This window comes from Kitasatospora sp. NPDC059827, from assembly GCF_042731675.1.
Taxonomy (GTDB): domain Bacteria; phylum Actinomycetota; class Actinomycetes; order Streptomycetales; family Streptomycetaceae; genus Kitasatospora.
This window is the reverse complement of record NZ_JBHWIV010000011.1, coordinates 1-16,490: the sequence shown is the minus strand read 5'-3', so window position 1 is coordinate 16,490 and position 16,490 is coordinate 1. Positions and strand designations below refer to the sequence as shown.

General features: G+C 76.4%; 11 protein-coding genes. 3 read left to right on the top strand and 8 right to left on the bottom strand.

Features of this window, described 5'->3' with window-relative positions; genetic code table 11:
* Positions 1-148 precede the first annotated feature (148 nt).
* Positions 149-1,177, top strand: a complete 1,029-nt coding sequence (locus ACFV8H_RS09475) for a TolB family protein (protein ID WP_380397936.1) — start codon at positions 149-151, stop codon at positions 1,175-1,177.
* Here ACFV8H_RS09475 and ACFV8H_RS09470 read toward each other — a convergent pair.
* The 3 genes from ACFV8H_RS09470 to ACFV8H_RS09460 all read right to left on the bottom strand — a co-directional run bounded on the left by ACFV8H_RS09470 (position 1,165) and on the right by ACFV8H_RS09460 (position 3,883).
* Positions 1,165-1,764: a hypothetical protein gene (locus ACFV8H_RS09470; protein ID WP_380397934.1), complete on the bottom strand. Its 600-nt coding sequence runs from the start codon at positions 1,762-1,764 to the stop codon at positions 1,165-1,167. The two genes, ACFV8H_RS09475 and ACFV8H_RS09470, sit on opposite strands and share 13 nt — an antisense overlap.
* Before the next feature lie 110 nt (positions 1,765-1,874).
* Positions 1,875-2,789: an alkaline phosphatase family protein gene (locus ACFV8H_RS09465; protein ID WP_380397932.1), complete on the bottom strand. Its 915-nt coding sequence runs from the start codon at positions 2,787-2,789 to the stop codon at positions 1,875-1,877.
* A gap of 101 nt (positions 2,790-2,890) precedes the next feature.
* Complete coding sequence (locus ACFV8H_RS09460) at positions 2,891-3,883, bottom strand: phosphatidylserine/phosphatidylglycerophosphate/cardiolipin synthase family protein (protein WP_380397930.1); 993 nt, start codon at positions 3,881-3,883, stop codon at positions 2,891-2,893.
* A 364-nt stretch (positions 3,884-4,247) separates the two neighbouring features.
* Here ACFV8H_RS09460 and ACFV8H_RS09455 point away from each other — a divergent pair, with 364 nt between their 5' ends.
* Positions 4,248-5,531: a serine hydrolase domain-containing protein gene (locus ACFV8H_RS09455; RefSeq protein ID WP_380397928.1), complete on the top strand. Its 1,284-nt coding sequence runs from the start codon at positions 4,248-4,250 to the stop codon at positions 5,529-5,531.
* Between the two features lie 83 nt (positions 5,532-5,614).
* Here the strand turns inward: ACFV8H_RS09455 and ACFV8H_RS09450 are convergent, their stop codons facing one another.
* The 3 genes from ACFV8H_RS09450 to ACFV8H_RS09440 form a co-directional block, all read right to left on the bottom strand.
* Entirely contained in the window at positions 5,615-8,044 is a 2,430-nt protein-coding gene (locus tag ACFV8H_RS09450) for a tetratricopeptide repeat protein (RefSeq protein ID WP_380397927.1), read from the bottom strand.
* Positions 8,045-8,364: 320 nt separating this feature from the next.
* Complete coding sequence (locus ACFV8H_RS09445; protein ID WP_380397925.1) at positions 8,365-11,124, bottom strand: BTAD domain-containing putative transcriptional regulator; 2,760 nt, start codon at positions 11,122-11,124, stop codon at positions 8,365-8,367.
* 176 nt (positions 11,125-11,300) lie between these two features.
* Entirely contained in the window at positions 11,301-11,774 is a 474-nt protein-coding gene (locus ACFV8H_RS09440) for a hypothetical protein (protein ID WP_380397923.1), read from the bottom strand.
* A 263-nt stretch (positions 11,775-12,037) separates the two neighbouring features.
* Here ACFV8H_RS09440 and ACFV8H_RS09435 point away from each other — a divergent pair, with 263 nt between their 5' ends.
* The gene (locus ACFV8H_RS09435) at positions 12,038-14,899 is read left to right on the top strand and encodes a BTAD domain-containing putative transcriptional regulator (protein ID WP_380397921.1); all 2,862 of its coding nucleotides are present in this window, start codon (positions 12,038-12,040) and stop codon (positions 14,897-14,899) included.
* A 127-nt stretch (positions 14,900-15,026) separates the two neighbouring features.
* On the opposite strand, the gene ACFV8H_RS09430 is transcribed toward ACFV8H_RS09435, so the two are convergent.
* Together ACFV8H_RS09430 and ACFV8H_RS09425 are read right to left on the bottom strand one after the other, a co-directional pair.
* On the bottom strand, positions 15,027-15,650 hold the full coding sequence (locus ACFV8H_RS09430) for a sigma-70 family RNA polymerase sigma factor (RefSeq protein ID WP_380397919.1): 624 nt from the start codon (positions 15,648-15,650) through the stop codon (positions 15,027-15,029).
* Between the two features lie 185 nt (positions 15,651-15,835).
* On the bottom strand, positions 15,836-16,207 hold the full coding sequence (locus ACFV8H_RS09425; RefSeq protein WP_375886647.1) for a hypothetical protein: 372 nt from the start codon (positions 16,205-16,207) through the stop codon (positions 15,836-15,838).
* Between the last annotated feature and the right edge of the window lie 283 nt (positions 16,208-16,490).

Below are 16,490 nucleotides of genomic sequence, written 5' to 3'. Positions count from 1 at the left end.
CCGACCGGGCGAGCAGCGGCGGTTGACGTGGCGTCGGACGGCTTCGTCCGCACTGTTCCAAGGCTGTGACGAAGCCCGCACCGGCCGCGGACCTCGGACTGGGAACCTCCTTGTCGAAGCGACAGGCACCACCGAGGGGGACCAAGAGATGTCCGTGCGCAACAGATTCGGCACCGCCGCCGCCATCGCCCTGATGACGACCGCGGGCGCGGTCCTGCTCTCCGCCTGCGGCCCCGAGAACGGCGACTCCGGCTCGACCGCCGCCACCGGCGCCCCGGTCACGGCGGCGCCGGGCGGCGGATCGCACTCCGCCAGCCCGGCGCCGGGCGGCAAGGAGGTCAACGGCACCTCCGCGGCCAACCACCTGACCATCAGCACGGGCACCCGGACGGTCGCGATGAACGGCACCACCGTCGACTTCGGCACCGTGGTGCGCGACCTCGCGTGGTCCCCCGACGGCAAGAAGGTCGTCTTCGTCGACGGCAACGGCAACCTGCTGACCGCCGCCCCGGACGGCAGCGGAAAGGCGACCCTCGCCAAGGCCCCCGGCGGCGAGACCTGGTCCCACCCGACCTGGCAGCACGCCGACAAGGGGCCGAGCGGCGGCGCGGTGCCCGACGAGACCGACCGCTACAACAACATCGTGTTCACCGCCGACAAGGGCGGCGTGCTGCGGCTGGAGAAGGTGCCCGCCAAGGGCGGCGCCGTCGAGGAGCTCGCCCCGCACAACTCCGAGGCCGGCGACGCGGCCGGCGCCCCGCAGCCGCCGCAGACCGGCAACACCTGGGCCAACGCGGGCGGGCAGCAGGCCGACATCGCGTACGCCAACACCCCGGCCGGCGAGGTGTACATCTACGACGACTACATCCGCCCGGCCACCCGGGACATCGGCAAGGGCTCCCAGCCCGCGCTGTCCCCGGACGCCGGCACCATCGTCTTCGTCCGCTCGGTGAACGGCCACGACCACCTGTTCACCCGCTCCACCGAGCACGACCGGACGGCCGAGAAGGACCTCACCCCCTCGGCCACCACGGACTACACCGAGCCCGCGTGGTCCCCCGACGGCAGGACCGTCGCGGCCCGCACCCCGGACGGCGTCAGCACCGTACCGGCCGACGGCTCGGCGGCCCCGGCCCAGGTCTCCACCCTCAAGGGCCTGCCGGTCTACCGGCCCTGATCCGAGGCCGGGCGCGCCAACTCGGCGCGCAGCTCCGCGAGGTGCTCGTCGGCCGACTCGTGCGGCAGGAACTCGACCAGGTCGAGGAAGCGGAACAGCACCCGCTCCTCGGTGACCGCGTACTCGTAGTCGCCGAACCCGACCACCGCCCCCGTCCCGCCGCGCGCCGCACCGCGCACGGCGGCGGCGGTCAGCCCCTCCCCCGCGCCCTCGGCACTCACCCGCCGACGGGCGTTGGGCCGGGCCAGGTACGGGCACACCATCGACGCGTACAGCATGCAGGCGCGGTGCCCCGGGCCCTCCATGGTCGGCGCCAGGTTGCGGTACGGGTGCCCGGACCCGAGCGCCGCCGCCATCGCGGCGCTCTCCGCCGGACCGACCACCCGCCAGACCGGACCGCGCGGCATGACGGCGCCGCACACCGAACAGCGGCGCTCCAGCGCGCAGTCGGCGCTGCGCCCGTGGTCGGTCAGCGCGAACTGCGGCTGCCCGTCCTGCCACGGCGTGATCGCCGGCACCGGGTACCCGCGGGCGTCCCGGGGACGCTCCCCCACCTGGTCCGGCATCGGCACCTGTTCGAATCGCACGCCCCTATCGATACCAGCCGGACGCCCGACCCCGCCAGCGGCGGTGGGAGCGGCGGAACCGGCGACCGCGGGGCGGTCGCCGGTCCGGGGTGCGCGGCGGGCGCGCGGGGTCAGTTCCAGATGCCGGTGACGTCCGTCACGCCGGCCGCGTTGCCCGCGTGGCCGCTCGCCCCGGAGAGGTCCTCCAGGGTGCGCAGCACGTTGTAGTGGTTGTAGGTGGTGGAGCTGCTGCTGCCCGGCGCCACGTGGGCACCGTAGACCAGGGTCGGGATCCGGTTGCCGGACAGGCTGTTGTCCTCGTCGAAGGTGACGACGAGCAGGCTGTTGTGGCTCTGCGCCCAGGCGGCGTACGCGCCGAGGTTGTTCTTGATCCAGGTGTCGCCGGTGCCGACCGAGCAGTCGTGCATGTCGCTGCACAGGTTCGGGATCACGAACGACACGTTGGGCAGCGTGGTGTAGTCGGTCGGGAACTGGGCGAAGGTCTTGGCGCTGCTGAGCGGGACGTTGCCGAAGCCGAACCAGGGGTTGTGCTTCTGCGCGTACTTGCCGCTGCTGCACACCGTGCTGCCCTGGCTGGGCAGGGTCTCGTTGTAGCTCGCCCAGGTCTTCCCGGCGGCGAGCACCTCGGAGGCCAGGTTCGGGGCCTGGAAGCCGCCGACCGTCACGCAGCTGTCGTCGACCCGGCCCTGGGTGGAGCCGGAGAACAGCGCGTAGTAGTTCGGCTCGCTGGGGTGGGTGATGGCGAAGGACTGGGTGAGGTTGGCGCCGCCCGCCTTGAGGGTGTTGTTGAGGTAGGGGGCGCTGCTGCTGCCGATGACCTGGCTGTAGGCGTGGTTCTCCATCACCACGACCACGATGTGGTCGGGCGTGGGCAGCCCGGCGGCCTGCGCGGTGCTGGCGGTGGCGGCCCACAGCCCGGCCGAGGCGGCGACCAGTGCGACGGCCGAGCCGATCGCGGTCGCGGTGCGGCGGGAGCGGGAGCGCGGACGGGGGGCGTCGTTCAGGGGCTTCGCGGACGAGGTCATGACGTTTCCTCGGGTGGAGGGCGGCCCCGGCGGGACCGCCCGGACGGGAGGTGACTGAGCTACCCGGAGTGCCGACCGAACCGGTCCGGGCCGGACAGGGCCTAGTACGGCGTGCCGTTGGCGAAGTCGGTGGCGAAGGTCGACTCGATCGTGCTGAGCACCCCGGAGTCGGAGACGATCAGGCCCAGCTCGCGGTTGTTGTTCAGCGAGTTGTCGGAGAAGTTCTCCGAGCCGGCGAACACCTTGGCGGTGGGCGTGCCGTAGTCGGCGACGATGGCCTTGGCGTGGATGTACAGGCCGGTGGTGGAGGAGTAGGTGACCACCTTGGCGCCGGCCGCGGTGACCTGGTCGAAGGAGGAGCCGTAGGTGTCCGGGCTCATCCCGACGACGCGGACGGTGACGCCGCGGTTGGCGGCGGCGGTGACGGCGTCGACCAGGGCCGGGTCGCCGAACTCCAACTCCTGGACGTCCAGCGAGGTCTGGGCGCCGTTGATCAGCGCCAGCAGGCGGTCCTGCGAGTCGGTGGGCGACCAGACCAGGTTGTCGCCGTCCGAGGGGGTGATCGAGGTCTTGGCGTAGTCGGCCGCGAAGACCTGCTCGATCGCGGCGACGTCGTTGGCGTCGGTGTCGACGACCCCGTAGTCGCGGCTGCTGGAGTAGTAGGTGGCGTCCAGGTTCCCGGTCAGGATCAGCGACTTGGCGCCGTCCACGGTGACGGTCTTCTGGTGGGTGTAGACGAACGCCGAGGAGGAGTACGTCACGCCGACGCCGGCCGCCTTGAGCGCGGAGTAGGCGGCGCCGTTGACCGAGCCGTGCTTCCCGTCCAGGATCACCCGGACCCGCACGCCGGCGCGCTGCCGGGCGATCAGGGCGTTCACGGCCGTGGTGTCGCGCAGCTCGTACATCGTCACGTCGACGGACTTGGTGGCCGCGTTGATGAGGCCGTAGACCGCGCTGTGGTCCTGGTCCGGGAAGACGATCGTCGAGTAGCCGCCGGCGACGGCGTCGGCGTGGGCGGCGCCGGAGGCGGATATCAGGCCGGCGCCGACGAGCAGCAGGGCGCCGGCACGGCGCGCGAAGGTGGCCAGGGGCATGGGGACTCCATGGTCGGTGAGGGGGAGGTCGGCGTGCGGAGGCGCCGGGGAGCGGACGCGTCAGGTGGCGTGGTCCACCTGGCCGACGCGGCCCGCGCGGACGACCAGGCCGGCGCGGCCGACGTGGACACGCCGAACGGAGCAGCCCGAACAGCATGCGGTCGCGGTGGTCAACGCGGGTAGATGACGGGAGGTAAAACCTTGCCCCCGGGCCGGAGAACGGACCGTGCCCCGGCAAAACGGCCCGACAACGGACGAAGCGGGCACGAAGGTTCACATTGCCACCGACCGTCCGAACCGGTGATAGTGATCATCGACCCGACGCGATCCGACACCGCGTCAGCGCACGAGAGAGCCGAGGAACATGGCGAAGACCCGTCTGCTGCGTCCGCTCGCGGTGGCCGCCGCCGCTGCCGTCCTGGCGGCCACCGGAGCCGTACCCGCCCTGGCCGCCGGCCAGGACGGCCCGGCCCTGCCCGCCCCCGACACCGCGGGGGTGCAGAGCGCGCTTCAAGCCACCACCGCCGCCGGCGCCCCCGGCGCCTTCGCCGTGATCAGCGACCACGGCGACGACGACCGGACCCGCTCCCTGACCGTCGGCAAGGCCGATCTGGACGGGACCCCGATGAACTCCTCGTGGAGGTTCCGGGTCGGCAGCAACAGCAAGATGTTCACGGCCGTTCTCGTGATGCAGCTGGCGCAGGAGGGCCGGATCGACCTCGACAAGCCGCTGCGCGACTACCTGCCGGCCGGCACCCTCCCGGATGGCTGGGCGATGACCGGCCGCCAGGTGATGGAGCACCGGGCCGGCATCTACGACCACACCAACGACCTGCTGGAGCAGGCCGGCGAGGAGACCACCGCCGCCTTCGAGGCCCGGATCCGCAGCACGGTCTACACCCCCGCCCAGATGGTCGCCATGTCCGTCAAGCACGGGCAGCAGTACACCCCGGGCAGCCGCTACTCCTACTCCAACACCGACTTCGTGCTGATGGGCATGGCCGTCGAGAACCTCACCGGCCGCCCCTACGCCGACGTGCTGCGCGAGCGGATCATCGAGCCGCTCGGCCTGACCCAGACCTCCTTCGTGGTCCCCGACCAGAAGATCGCGGGCGACCACGTCACCGGCTACCTCACCAACGACGACCGCACCAAGCCGCTGCTGGACTCCACCGAGCAGAACGGCTCCTGGGTGTGGGCCGCCGGAGCCGTCATCTCCACCGCCTCGGACCTCGACCGCTTCCTCGGCGCGCTGATGGCCGGCGGCGACGGCGGGCTCGTCTCCGACGACTCGCTGCGCCAGATGGAGGCCGCCATCCCGACCCCGACCGCCAAGATCTCCTACGGGCTGGGGCTCCGCCGCATCTCGCTGACCTGCGGCGACGTGTACGGGCACGGCGGCATCGTCCAGGGCTTCCAGACCCAGTCCTTCGCCACCCCGGACGGGCGGCGCTCGGTGGTGGTCTTCGCCAACGCCTCCAACAACGGCTCGGTCACCCAGGGCCTGATGAACGCGCTGGAGCCGGCCTTCTGCGGGAAGAAGCCGGTGAAGGTGGCGCCGCGCACCGGCAACGCCCCGGCCCAGCAGAACCAGCGGACCGTCCAGCACGACCAGGGGCTGCCGGTGGTGGAGGACACCCGGATCTGACCCGGGATCTGACCCCGGACCGGACGACGCGATCCCGGACCGGACGTCCTGGTCCTGCACCGGCCGCTCCGGCCGGACCGTCGCTACGGCGCGACGGCCCGGCCCGGGCGGCCGTCCGCGCTCAGGTCGGTGAGCGCATCGGTGAGGATCTCGCGGGCCTCGTCCGCCCGCCCCTGTTCGATCAGCGCGGTGCCCAGCTCGGTCAGCGCCTTGGTCATGCTGTCCGGGCGCCCGACCGCCTCGTAGTGCACCAGGGCCTGCCGGTAGGCCTTCTCGGCGGCCGGCCAGCGCTTCAACGCCGCCCGGTCCTGGCCGAGTTCGTGCGCCGTCATGGCCGCCAGCAGGTGCATCAGCGGCGAGGACCAGCGCTCCACCAGCTCCAGCGCGCCGGCCAGCGCGCGGCGGCGGACGTCCACCGCCTCCTCGGCCCGGCCCAGTTCGCGCAGACAGGTCGCCGCCCCGCGCAGGGTGACCAGCCGTCCGATCATGGCGGCCCGGTTGTCGACCTCGGCGAAGGCGTCCGCCGCCCGCTGGTAGCTCTCGCTCGCCTCCCGGTGGCGTCGCAGCTGCCGAAGCCCGGAGCCGAGGTAGGTGAGCGCCCAGCCCTGCTGCTCGTGGTCTCCCAGCTCCTGGGCCAACTCCAGCCCCTCACCGGCGAGTTCGATGCCTCGCTGGTAGCGGTGCAGACAGGTGATGTACGTCCAGGCCAGGTAGTTCACGTGCACCGCCTCGGCCCGCCGGTCGCCGCAGGCCCGGGCGGCGTCCACCGACAGCTGGAACACCTCGCCCCAGAGGTCCCAGCTCAGCAGCCGGTCGGAGAACCAGTGCATGGCCTCGGCGGTGTCGATCACCTCCCGGTGGCGGCCCTCCCGCTGGGCCCGGTACAGCGCGGCCAGCCACTCCGGGTGCTCCTCCTCCAGCCAGCGGGCCGACTCGGTGAGGAGCAGCGCCGGATCGTCGGCGGAACTACCGGCCGAGGCGTCCGGGTCGAAGCGCAGGCCGTGCTCGGCCGCCTCGCGCAGCAGCCGGCGCCCGGCCTCGGTACGGGCCTCGGCGACGGCCCCGGCCGGCTCGTCGGCGGCCAGCCGCTCGCCCGCGTACAGCCGCACCAGGTCGTGCAGCCGGTAGCGCTCCGGGGTGGCGGGCTGCACCAGGCCGGCGTCGATGAGCTGCTCCAGGACCAGCTCGGTGCGCCCGGCCGACAGCCCCGCGTAGTGCGCCAGGACGGCCGCGGTGAAGTCCTGCCCGGCGGTCAGCGCGCAGCGCCGGAGCACCAGCCGGGCTTCGTCGGGCAGCCTGCGGTAGGACAGCTCGAAGGCCGGACGGACCGCCAGGTCCCCGGTCTCCAGGAGGTCCAGGCGGTTCTCCTCGGCGGCGAGCTGGCGCGTCAGTTGGGCCACCGGCTGCTGCGGCCGGGCCACCAGCCGCTGCCCGGCGATCCGCAGCGCGAGCGGCAGGTAGCCGCACAGCCGGGCCAGGTCCGCGGCGGCGGACGGCGCGGCCTCGACCCGTTCCGGCCCGGCGATCCGGGCCAGCAGGGCGGTGGCCTCGACCGGGGAGAGCACGTCGAGCCGCAGCCGGTGCACGGCCTCCAGGCCGGGCAGGGCGTGCCGGCTGGTCACGATGGTGACGGCGGGGCCGGCGCCGGGCAGCAGCGGGCGCACCTGGCTCTCGTCGACGGCGTCGTCCAGCACCAGGACGAGCCGGCGGTCGCGCACCAGGGCGCGGAACAGTCCGGCCCGTTCCTCCGTCCCGGCGGGCACCGCGCCGTCCTTGACCCCGAGGGCGCGCAGCACCTGGCCGAGCGCCTCCCGGGCGGGCAGCGGGGTGGCGGCCATGCCGCCGAGGTCCAGCGAGAGCTGGCCGTCCGGGAAGGCCGGGGCGAGGGCGTGGGCGGCGTGCAGGGCGAAGGCGGTCTTGCCCAGGCCGGGCTGGCCGCTGATCAGCACCACCCGGGGGTGGGCGGGTCGCCGGTCCGCGGTGAGGGCGGCGAGGTCGGCGAGGGCCTGCTCGCGGGCGGTGAAGTCGGCCAGGTCGCGCGGCAGGGCGAGGGCGCCGGGCACCGGCGGGTCGGTCCGGGGCCCGGGGCCGCCGGCCGGTGCCTGGTCCGGGGCCGTACCCGGCCCGGGCGCCCCGGCGGCCAGGTGCGGCCCGGCGGACGGCCCGGCGGACGGTCCGGTAGGGGCGGCGGACGGTCCGCCGGGGCCGGTGGCCGACGGGCTCGCAGCGCCGATCGCCGGGCCCTGCGGGGGCACCTGCCGCACGCCCCGGGGGCGGCCGGACTGGGCGGCCCGCTCCAGCGCGGCGGTCTGCGGGCCGTCCAGGCCCAGGGCGGCGGCCAGCGCCTGCACGGTGCGCCGCTGCGGTCCTCGGGTGCGGCCGCGCTCCATGTCCCCGAGGGCCCGCAGGCTGACCCCGGCGGTGGCCGCCAGGTCCTCCTGGGTCAGCCCGGCCGTCACCCGGTGGCCGGCCAGCAGATGGCCGAACTCCCCGGTTCCGCTCGCAACCACCATCTGCCCGCCCCGCCCCCTGGTCCGCGCTCGCACAGTTCCGCCGCAGTTCTGCCGGGCCGCACGCCGGGCAGATCGTCTCAGGCAGAAGTATGCCCCGTGGGACGGACCGCGCGTACCCGGCCGCGGCCTGCGGGGATGCCGGGGGGACGGGCGCCCGGCGGGCGGAACCGCCCAGCGGAACCGCCTGTAGTTCCGCCTACCCCGGTGGCCCGGGAGGCAGTTGTGCACTTCCTATCCCACTCCCTCAACCACGCCCTCGACCATTCCCTCGACCACGCCGGGGCCCCAGCGGCCCCCTGAGCGCCCCTCAGGACCCCCGCTCAGCGCTCCCCCGCGGCCAGCGCCCGTTCCTGCCGTCGGGCCTCCGTCCCCTCGACGCTGCGGCCGAGCGCGAACAGCAGGTCGGCGAGCAGCCCGTGCGAGCGCGCCTCCACGGCCGGGTCGCCGACGGTGCGGCCGAGGGCGACGGCGAGCCGGGCCGAGGACAGCGCTGCGTCCCGGCGGCCGAGGGCGTGCAGGGCGCGGGCCCGGCCGTGGGTGGCGAGCACCGCCGCGCGGTCGGTCCGGACCCCCTCGCCGGTACCGGAACGCTCCGCGCCCGGCCGGGCGGGGCCCGAACGCCCCCGGGCCGTACGGTCGGTGGCGATCCGGACCGCCTCGTCGGCGTGCGCCAGCGCCTGCTCCGGGGCCCCGACCCGCACCAGGGCCTCGGCGAGTTCGGTGAGCGCCCCGACCAGCAGGTGCCCGGCGGCCGGGGCGCGGGCGGCGGTCACCAGCTCGGTGAGCAGCGGCACCGCCCGGTCGTACTGCCCGGCCCGGGCCAGGGCGGCCGCCACCCGGCTGCGGCAGTGGTGGCGCAGCAGCGCGTCCCCGGCCCGGTCGGCGGCCGCGACGGCCGCGCCGAGCTGCTCCAGGGCAGTGCGGTGGGCCGCCCGGTGGACGTGCAGGACGGCCAGGTCGGTGCCCAGCCGGGCGAGCGCCGCGTCGTCCCGGGCGGCCTTCGCGGCGCGCAGCCCGGTCTCGGCGACGGCCCGCCGGTGCGCCCGGTCCTCGCCGCCGGTGTCCCCGGACAGTTCGTACAGCCGGCCGATCCGGTGGGCGAGCAGCCAGGCGGCGCCGGTGCGCCCGTACTGCTCGGCGCACAGGACGACGGCGTGCAGCGCGCTCTCCTCCCGGCGGAACCAGGCCGCCGGCCGGGCACCGTCGCCACCGCCGTCGCCGTGGCCGCCGCCGCTGCCGCCGCCGCCGCTGCCGTCCGGGCCCCACGGGGCGGTCAGCTCCAGGTAGTGGGCGATCAGCCGGTCGAGGGCGCCGAACCGTTCCTCGCAGTCCAGTTCGGCGGCCTGTCCGGCGGCGTAGCGGCGGACCAGCTCGCGGCGGGCGTAGTGGCCGGGTGCGGTCTCGGCGAGCAGGTGGACGGCGTCGAGCGCGGTCAGCAGGGTGCGGGCGGCGGCGGGCCGCAGGTCGGCGAGCGCGGCGGCGGTGGCGGTGTCGATCACCGCGCCGGGGTGCAGTCCCAGCAGGGTGAACAGCCGGGCGGCGGCGGGCGGCAGGGTCCGGTAGGTGCGGTCCAGGGCGGCGGTGATGCCGCTCGGGTCGGGCCCGCCGCCGACGCCGGCCAGGGCGGTCAGGCCGGTCTGCTCGTCCGCGAGTTCGGCGGCGAGGTCCCCCGGGGTCCAGTCCGGGCGGGCGGCCAGGCGGGCGGCGGCCAGGCGCAGGGCCAGCGGCAGCCGGTCGCAGCGTTCGGCGAGTTCGTCGAGTTCGGCGGCGGTCTGCGGGGCGGTGGCGGGGCGGTCCGGGCCGAGGGCGCGGGCGAGCAGCGCGCGGGCGTCCTGGGCGTTGAGCGGGCCGAGCGGCAGCGCCAGGGCGTCCTCGTGGAGCAGCAGTGCGCGCAGCCGGTCGCGACTGGTGACGACGGCGACCGGGCCCAGGACGGAGCCGGCCGTCGCGGGCCGGCCGGGCAGCAGCGGGGCGAGCCGGGGGTGGTCGGCGGCGTCGTCCAGCAGGATCAGGATCCGGCGGTCGGCGAGCAGGGCGCGGTAGCGGGCGGCGCGTTCCTCCAGCCCGACGGGGACGGCCTCGGGGGCGATGCCGAGGTCGGTGAGGAACCCGGCCAGGACGTCCGCGGGTTCGCGCGGCCCGTCCGGGTGGGTGCCGCGCAGGTCGGCGCGGAGCACGCCGTCCGGGAAGCGCTGCGCCGCCCAGTGCTGGACGAGGGCGGTCTTGCCCGCTCCGGCCGGACCGGTCACCAGGATCGGACGGCCGGTCCGGGCGGCGACGGCCAGGGCCTCGTGCAGGCCGGCGAGTTCGGCGCTGCGGCCGACGAAGCGCCGGTCGGACGGGGTGTGGCGGGCCAACTGCTCGCCGGCCATCCGTAGTTCCGGACCGGGCGGGCCGGACAGCCGGGTCAGCGCGTGGTCGTACCGGGCCCGGGCCTCCAGGCCGCGGCCGGCCTGTTCCAGGCACTGGACCAGCCGGGCCGCCAGCGGCTGGCGGCCCGGGTGGGCGTCGGCGGCCGCGCCGAGTTCGGCCACCAGTTCGCCACCGCGGCCGGCCAGCAGCAGCCGTTGGGCCAGCCGGTCCAGGGTGCGCAGCCGCAGGTCGGTGAGGTCCGGGAGGGTGCGGGTGCGCAGCAGCTCGGAGCCGCAGTCGGCGAGCGCCGGGCCGCGCCACAGGTCGAGGGCGGCGCGCAGCAGCGGGACGGCCGGGTCGTCGGCGCCGAGCCGGGCGGCGGAGCCGGGCAGCAGCACCCCGGCCCGGTCGTGCAGCGCGCCGAAGCGGACCAAGTCCACCCGGTCCGCGTCGCCCTCCAGGACGTATCCGCCGCCGCGGGTGCCCAGCACCAGCCGGGGGTCGTCCAGTCGGCGGCGCAGCGCGGCCACGTGCCCCTGGAGGGCGGCCCGGGCGGTCGGCGGCGCGGCGCCGTCCCAGACCAGTTCGATCAGTTCCTCGGCGCCCACCGGCTGGTTCAGCCGGACGGCCAGCGCCGCCAGCAGCGCGCGCCGCTTGGGGGCCGAGGGGGTGACCACCGTGCCGTCCGCCCGCCGGACCGTCATCGGCCCGAGCAGCTCGATCTCCATGCTCCCCTTCCCGTCGGGGGTCGTCGGCCTCCGGTGCCGCGCCGTCGTCCCCGTAGGGAGGGACGACGGGGCGGGCCCGCGCGGTTCAGTTCCCGGGCCCTGCGCGGTTCAGTTCCCGGGCTCTGCGCGGTTCGGTTGCCGATCCTGCGCGGTTCGGTTGCCGATCCTTGCGCGGTTCAGTTCCCGGGCCCGTCGGCCGGCCCGCCCGGGGCCGGTTCGCGGTCGGCCCAGGCCGGTGCGGTCCGGCGCTCGGGCCCGGCGAGGACCTGGACGTCGAACGGCGCGTACTCGTTGCCGTGGTCGCGCGCGGTGTAGCCGGCCGCCGTGAGGATCGCGATCATCGCGGTGGCCATCGCCGTCTGGGCCTCGCCCGACTGCCGGACCGCCGGGGTCTCGCCGTCGGCCCGCCGCGCCTCCTCCCCGGCCCGGCCGCGCAGCCGGGGGCTGACGTGCCAGCTGACCAGCACTTCCGGGTCCGCCGCGCCGAAGTGCTGGTTCCAGGTGCTGACCCGGACCTCGGCGCCGGTGGCGAGGCCGCGGTGCAGGCCGGGGGCCGTCACCGGCAGCCCGGCGGCGGCGAGTTCGTCGCGGACCCGCTGGGCCATCCGCTCGTACCGGGCGTTCACGTGTCTCTCGGAGTGCTCGTCCATGCCCGCACGCTATCCGGCCCGGGCACCACTGCGGCAACCGGCAGCGACCGGCGGCCACGGGCCGCCGCGGGGCACTGCGTGGCACTGCGGGACTCCCGGGCACTCCCCCAGGCAACCATCCGGCCCCTCCTGGGACTCTGTACCCCTGGCGGCCCGCGCGGCGACGAGCGTCCGGGCACGAACCGGGCCGGTGCGCGCAGGACGACTGCTCCGTCCCGGGGGGCCGCCGTCGGATCATCGGGCGAGACGAGGTGGGGGTACGGGTGCGGATTCGGCTGCTCGGGCCGGTGGAGCTGCGGCTCGCGGCGGGCGGCCTCGCCACGCTGGCGGGGTCGCAGCGGCGCGCGGTGCTGGCGCTGTCGGCACTGCGGCTGGGGCAGGTGGTCGGCATGGACCAGTTCTGCGAGCTGCTGTGGGGCGAGCGTGCGCCGGCCAGTGCCCGGGCGGCGGTGCAGGGGCACGTCGCGGCGCTGCGCAAGGTGCTCGCCGAGACCCCGTTCGAGCTGCACACCCGGGCCCACGGCTACCTGTTGAGCGGGCCGGCCGAGGAGGTGGACGCGCTGCGGTTCGCGGGGCTGGCCGGGCGGGCCGCCGACCGCGCCGACCGGGGTGCGGACGGGGAGGCGGTCGCGCTGCTGGAGGAGGCGCTGTGGCTGTGGCGCGGGGAGGCTCTGGCGGACCTGCCGGACACCCCCCTGCGGGCCGCGACCGCGGAGCAGTTGAAGCAGTCCGCGACGGCGGCCCTGCTCCGGTGGTCCGCGCTGCGGCTGGGGCAGGGCGCGGGGGCGGCGGCGGTGCCGCTGCTGGAGCAGAGCGTCCGGCGGGACGGGCTGCGCGAGGAGCTGGTGGCGCTGCTGATGCGCTGTCTGCACCAGGCCGGACGGCCCGCGGAGGCGCTGAGCGCCTACCACCGGACCAGGCTGCGGCTGGACCGCGAGCTGGGCATCCGGCCCGGCCCGGCGCTGCGGGCGGCGTTCGCCGAGGTGCTGGCGGACGACCGGCCGGCGCCGGCCGCGGTACCGGCCGCGGCCCCGACGGCCGTCCCGGTGCCGGCCGCGGCCGGCGGGTCCGCTCCCCCGCCCGCCGAACCGCTCCCGACGGTCCCCCGGCAGCTGCCCGGGCTGCGCGTGGAACTGATCGGCCGCACCGCCGAGTTCCGCTGGCTGGACCGCGCCTGCGCCCCCGACCGGGCCACCGACGGACCGGCCCTGGTGGTCGGCCCCGCCGGGACCGGCAAGAGCGCCCTGGTCGCCGCCTGGGCCCACCGGGCCGCCGACCGCTTCCCGGACGGCCGGCTGTACGCGGACCTGCGCGGCCTCGACCCGGCCGGTCCGGCCGAACCCGGCGCCGTCCTCGGCCGCTTCCTGCGCGCCCTCGGCGTCCCGGAGTGCGCCGTCCCGCCCACTCGGGCCGGCCGGGCGGCGCTCTACCGCGAGCGCACCCGGGGCCGCCGGCTGCTGGTCGTCCTGGACGACGCCGCCGACGCCGACCAGCTCGCCGACCTGCTGCCCGAGGGGCCGGGCTGCGCGGCCGTGGTCACCGCGCGCTGCTCCCTGGAGAAGCTGGTCGCCACCGACGACGCCGCCCTGCTGCGGCTGACCGCGCTGCCCGAGGACGACGCCCTGGCCCTGCTGGAGCACCTGCTGACGCCGAACCGGCTGCGCCCCGAACCGTCCGCCGCCGCCGCACTCGTCCGGCTCTGCGAGGCCCTGCCGCTCGCCCTGCGGATCGCCGCCGCGCGGCTGGCCGCCCACCCGGAGTGGACGGTCGCCGCGCTGGTCGCCGACCTCGCCGACGAGGAGGGCCGGCTGGCCGCCCTGGAGCTCGACGAGCGCACCGGCCTGCGCCAGCAGCTGCTCCTCAGCCACCGCCAACTGCCGCTGGTGGCAGCCAGGCTGCTCGCCCTGCTGGCCGTCCACCCGGGCCCGGAGGTGGACGGCCAGGCGGCCGCCGCCCTGCTCGACACCGACCCGGCCACCGCCCACCGGGCGCTCGGCGAACTGGCCTCCCGCCACCTGCTCACCGGCACCGCCCCGGGCCGCTACCACCGCACCGAGCTGGTCCGGCTGTTCGGCGTCCAGCTGCTCGCCGAAGAGCCCGAGCAGCTCCGGGAGCAGGCCCGCGCCCGGCTGCTGGACCACTACCAGGCCGCGCTGCAGCACTGCGGCGGCTACCTCGACCCCGGCCAGGAGGACGCCGGGGTGCCCGCCCGGAGCCCGCAGGCCGTCCCGCCCGCGGTGGACATCCGCACCGCGCTCGACTGGTTCCGCGCCGAGGAGCCCGCGCTCCGGGTGCTGATCGACGAGGCCGCCGTCAGCGACCCCGGCCGGGCCTGGCGGCTCGCCCTGACCACCGGTTCGCTCTACTACGGCGCCAGCCGCTTCACCGACTGGCTGGCCCGCGCCGAGGTCGGCCTGGCCGCGGCGGAGCGCTGCGCGGACCCGGTCGCGGTGGCGTTCCTGCACAACTGCCGGGCCCAGGCGCTGGTCGCCCTGGAGCGCCGGCACGAGTCGGCCGAGGCGTCCCGGCGCGCGGTGGCGGCCGCCGAGTCCGCCGAGGGGCCGGCCGCCGCCTCGGCCCGGGTGCGGGCCCAGGCCTCGCTGGCCCTGGTCACCGCGATGCTCGGGGACTCCACCGGGGCGCAGCGGCTGGCGGCGGGGGCGACCGCGCTCGCCGTCCGGTCGGGAGACCGGAAGCGGCTGGTCGACGCCCTGGTCCACCAGGGTTGGGTGAGTCTGGCGACCGGTGATCCGACGGCCGCCCAGCGGCTGTCCCAGGAGGCCCGGGAGCTGCTGCCGCCCCGCCCGGTCACCCAGGTGCACCTGTGGTCGCTGCTGACCGAGGCGCAGGCCCTGCCGCCGACCGTCCGGGACCACGCCGCGGACCTGGCCTGGCACCGGCTGCTGGCCGCCTGCGAGGAGGCGGGCCTGCTCTACCTCCACGCGGTCACCGAACAGTCCTACGCGGCCCACCTGGTGGCCCGGGGCCGCGCGCCGCAGGTGCGCGAGCGGCTGGCCTCGGCGCTGGAGCGGTTCCGCCGGCACGACCGGCTGGCCGGGCACCGCAGCGAGTTCACGGCCGGTCTGGAGGCCTCGCTCAGCCTGCGCGCCGGGGACGGGGACTGACCGGAGGCCGGGTGCGCGCCCGGCGGCGACCGGACCGCCGTGGACGGTCCGGTCGCGTAGCGGTCGCCCAACGGCCGTCCCCCGGAGTTCCTACCGAGGGTTCGGCCAGAGGGTTCGGCCGGAGGGTTCAGCCGGTGGCCGGCGCGTACCCGTGCTCGGCCGCCAGCACCGGCCGCAGGGCCCGGACGGCGTAGAAGTTGCGGGACTTGACCGTCCCCGGCGGCACCCCCAGCTGCGCCGAGGCCTCCAGCACCGAGCGGTCCTTGAGGTGCAGCTCGACCAGCACCTCGCGGTGGTGCTTCTGCACCCGCCGCAGCGCCAGCGCGATGTCCCGGGCGACCACCACCTGCTCGTACGGGTCGTCGGCGAGCGGGCGGTCCTCCACCGGCTCGCCGATGGCCTCCTGGGCGCGGGCGGCGGCCATCCGGTAGTGGTCGATCGCGATCCGGCGGGCGACGGTGAACAGCCAGGGGCGGCTGTGCTCCGGGCCGGCGGCCAGGGCCTCCGGGTGCTGCCAGGCGCGCAGCAGGGTCTCCTGGAGGATGTCCTCGGCCTTGCCGCGGTCGCCACCGGTGTTGCGCAGCAGGGCGCGCAACAGGTAGCCGCCGTGCAGCCGGTGGATCTCGGCCAGGGTGTCGGGGTCGAGGGTCCGTCGGACCGGCGCCGGCTCCGGCGCCGCGACGGGGTCGGCAGGGGGGCCCGCGGGCGGCTGGGCGACGGACGTGGGCGGAGCGACGGACTGCTTCGACACGCGCTACCTCTCAGGTCGGGCAAGGGCACATGGCAGGGCTTCCGCCGGACATCCCCCGTGGCGGTAGACATCAGCCTGCCGGGCGCCGCCAAGGACCTGCCAACGATCCGCCAACGCCCGGACCGGGCGGCACCCGGCGCGGCGCCGGGTGCCGCCCCGTCGTGCCGGGACCGGCCGCGCCGGGCTCAGTCCGTGCCGGGTGCCGCCGGGCCGCCGTTGAGCGCCTCCACCAGGTCCTGCACCCCGTCCTCGCCCCGGTGCTCGATCAGCACCGCGACCCAGCCGGCCAGCCGTTCGCGCTCGGCCACCGTCCACCCCGGTGCGGAGGGGTGCTCGTCCACCACCAGCGCCCGGGCCAGGCCCAGCAGCCCGGGGGTGGGCTCCGCGCGCCGTTGGCGCTCCGGCAGCACCCCCAGCGCCAGCCGCCGGGCGACGGCCGTCACCTCGGCCGCGCCGCAGGCCGGCACCGCCAGCCCGGACGGCCCCGGCACCACCGGTGCGCCCATCTGCACCAGGGCCGCGATGTACTCCCGCACCTCCGGCCCGTCCGCTTCCATCCGGCGTTCCTCCCCCGTCCCGTTCCGTCCCGCTCTACGGCGCCCACCCCGGTCGGGGTTCAGGCGCAGCCCACCGACCGTACCGGTCGGTACGGTTACGGCCTGAAACCCGCCGTTCCGTCCGCGGTTCCGTCGCCGTTCCGTCCGTCGTTCCGGCCGCCGTCCGGCCCGGTCGGGCCGGACCGCATTGTGCCGGTCGGTGATGAGAAACTGCGGCCCCGACACCACCGCCACCGCCATCGCCGACACCGGGAAACGGCGCGGCCGGCCGGGGCGGCTGCCC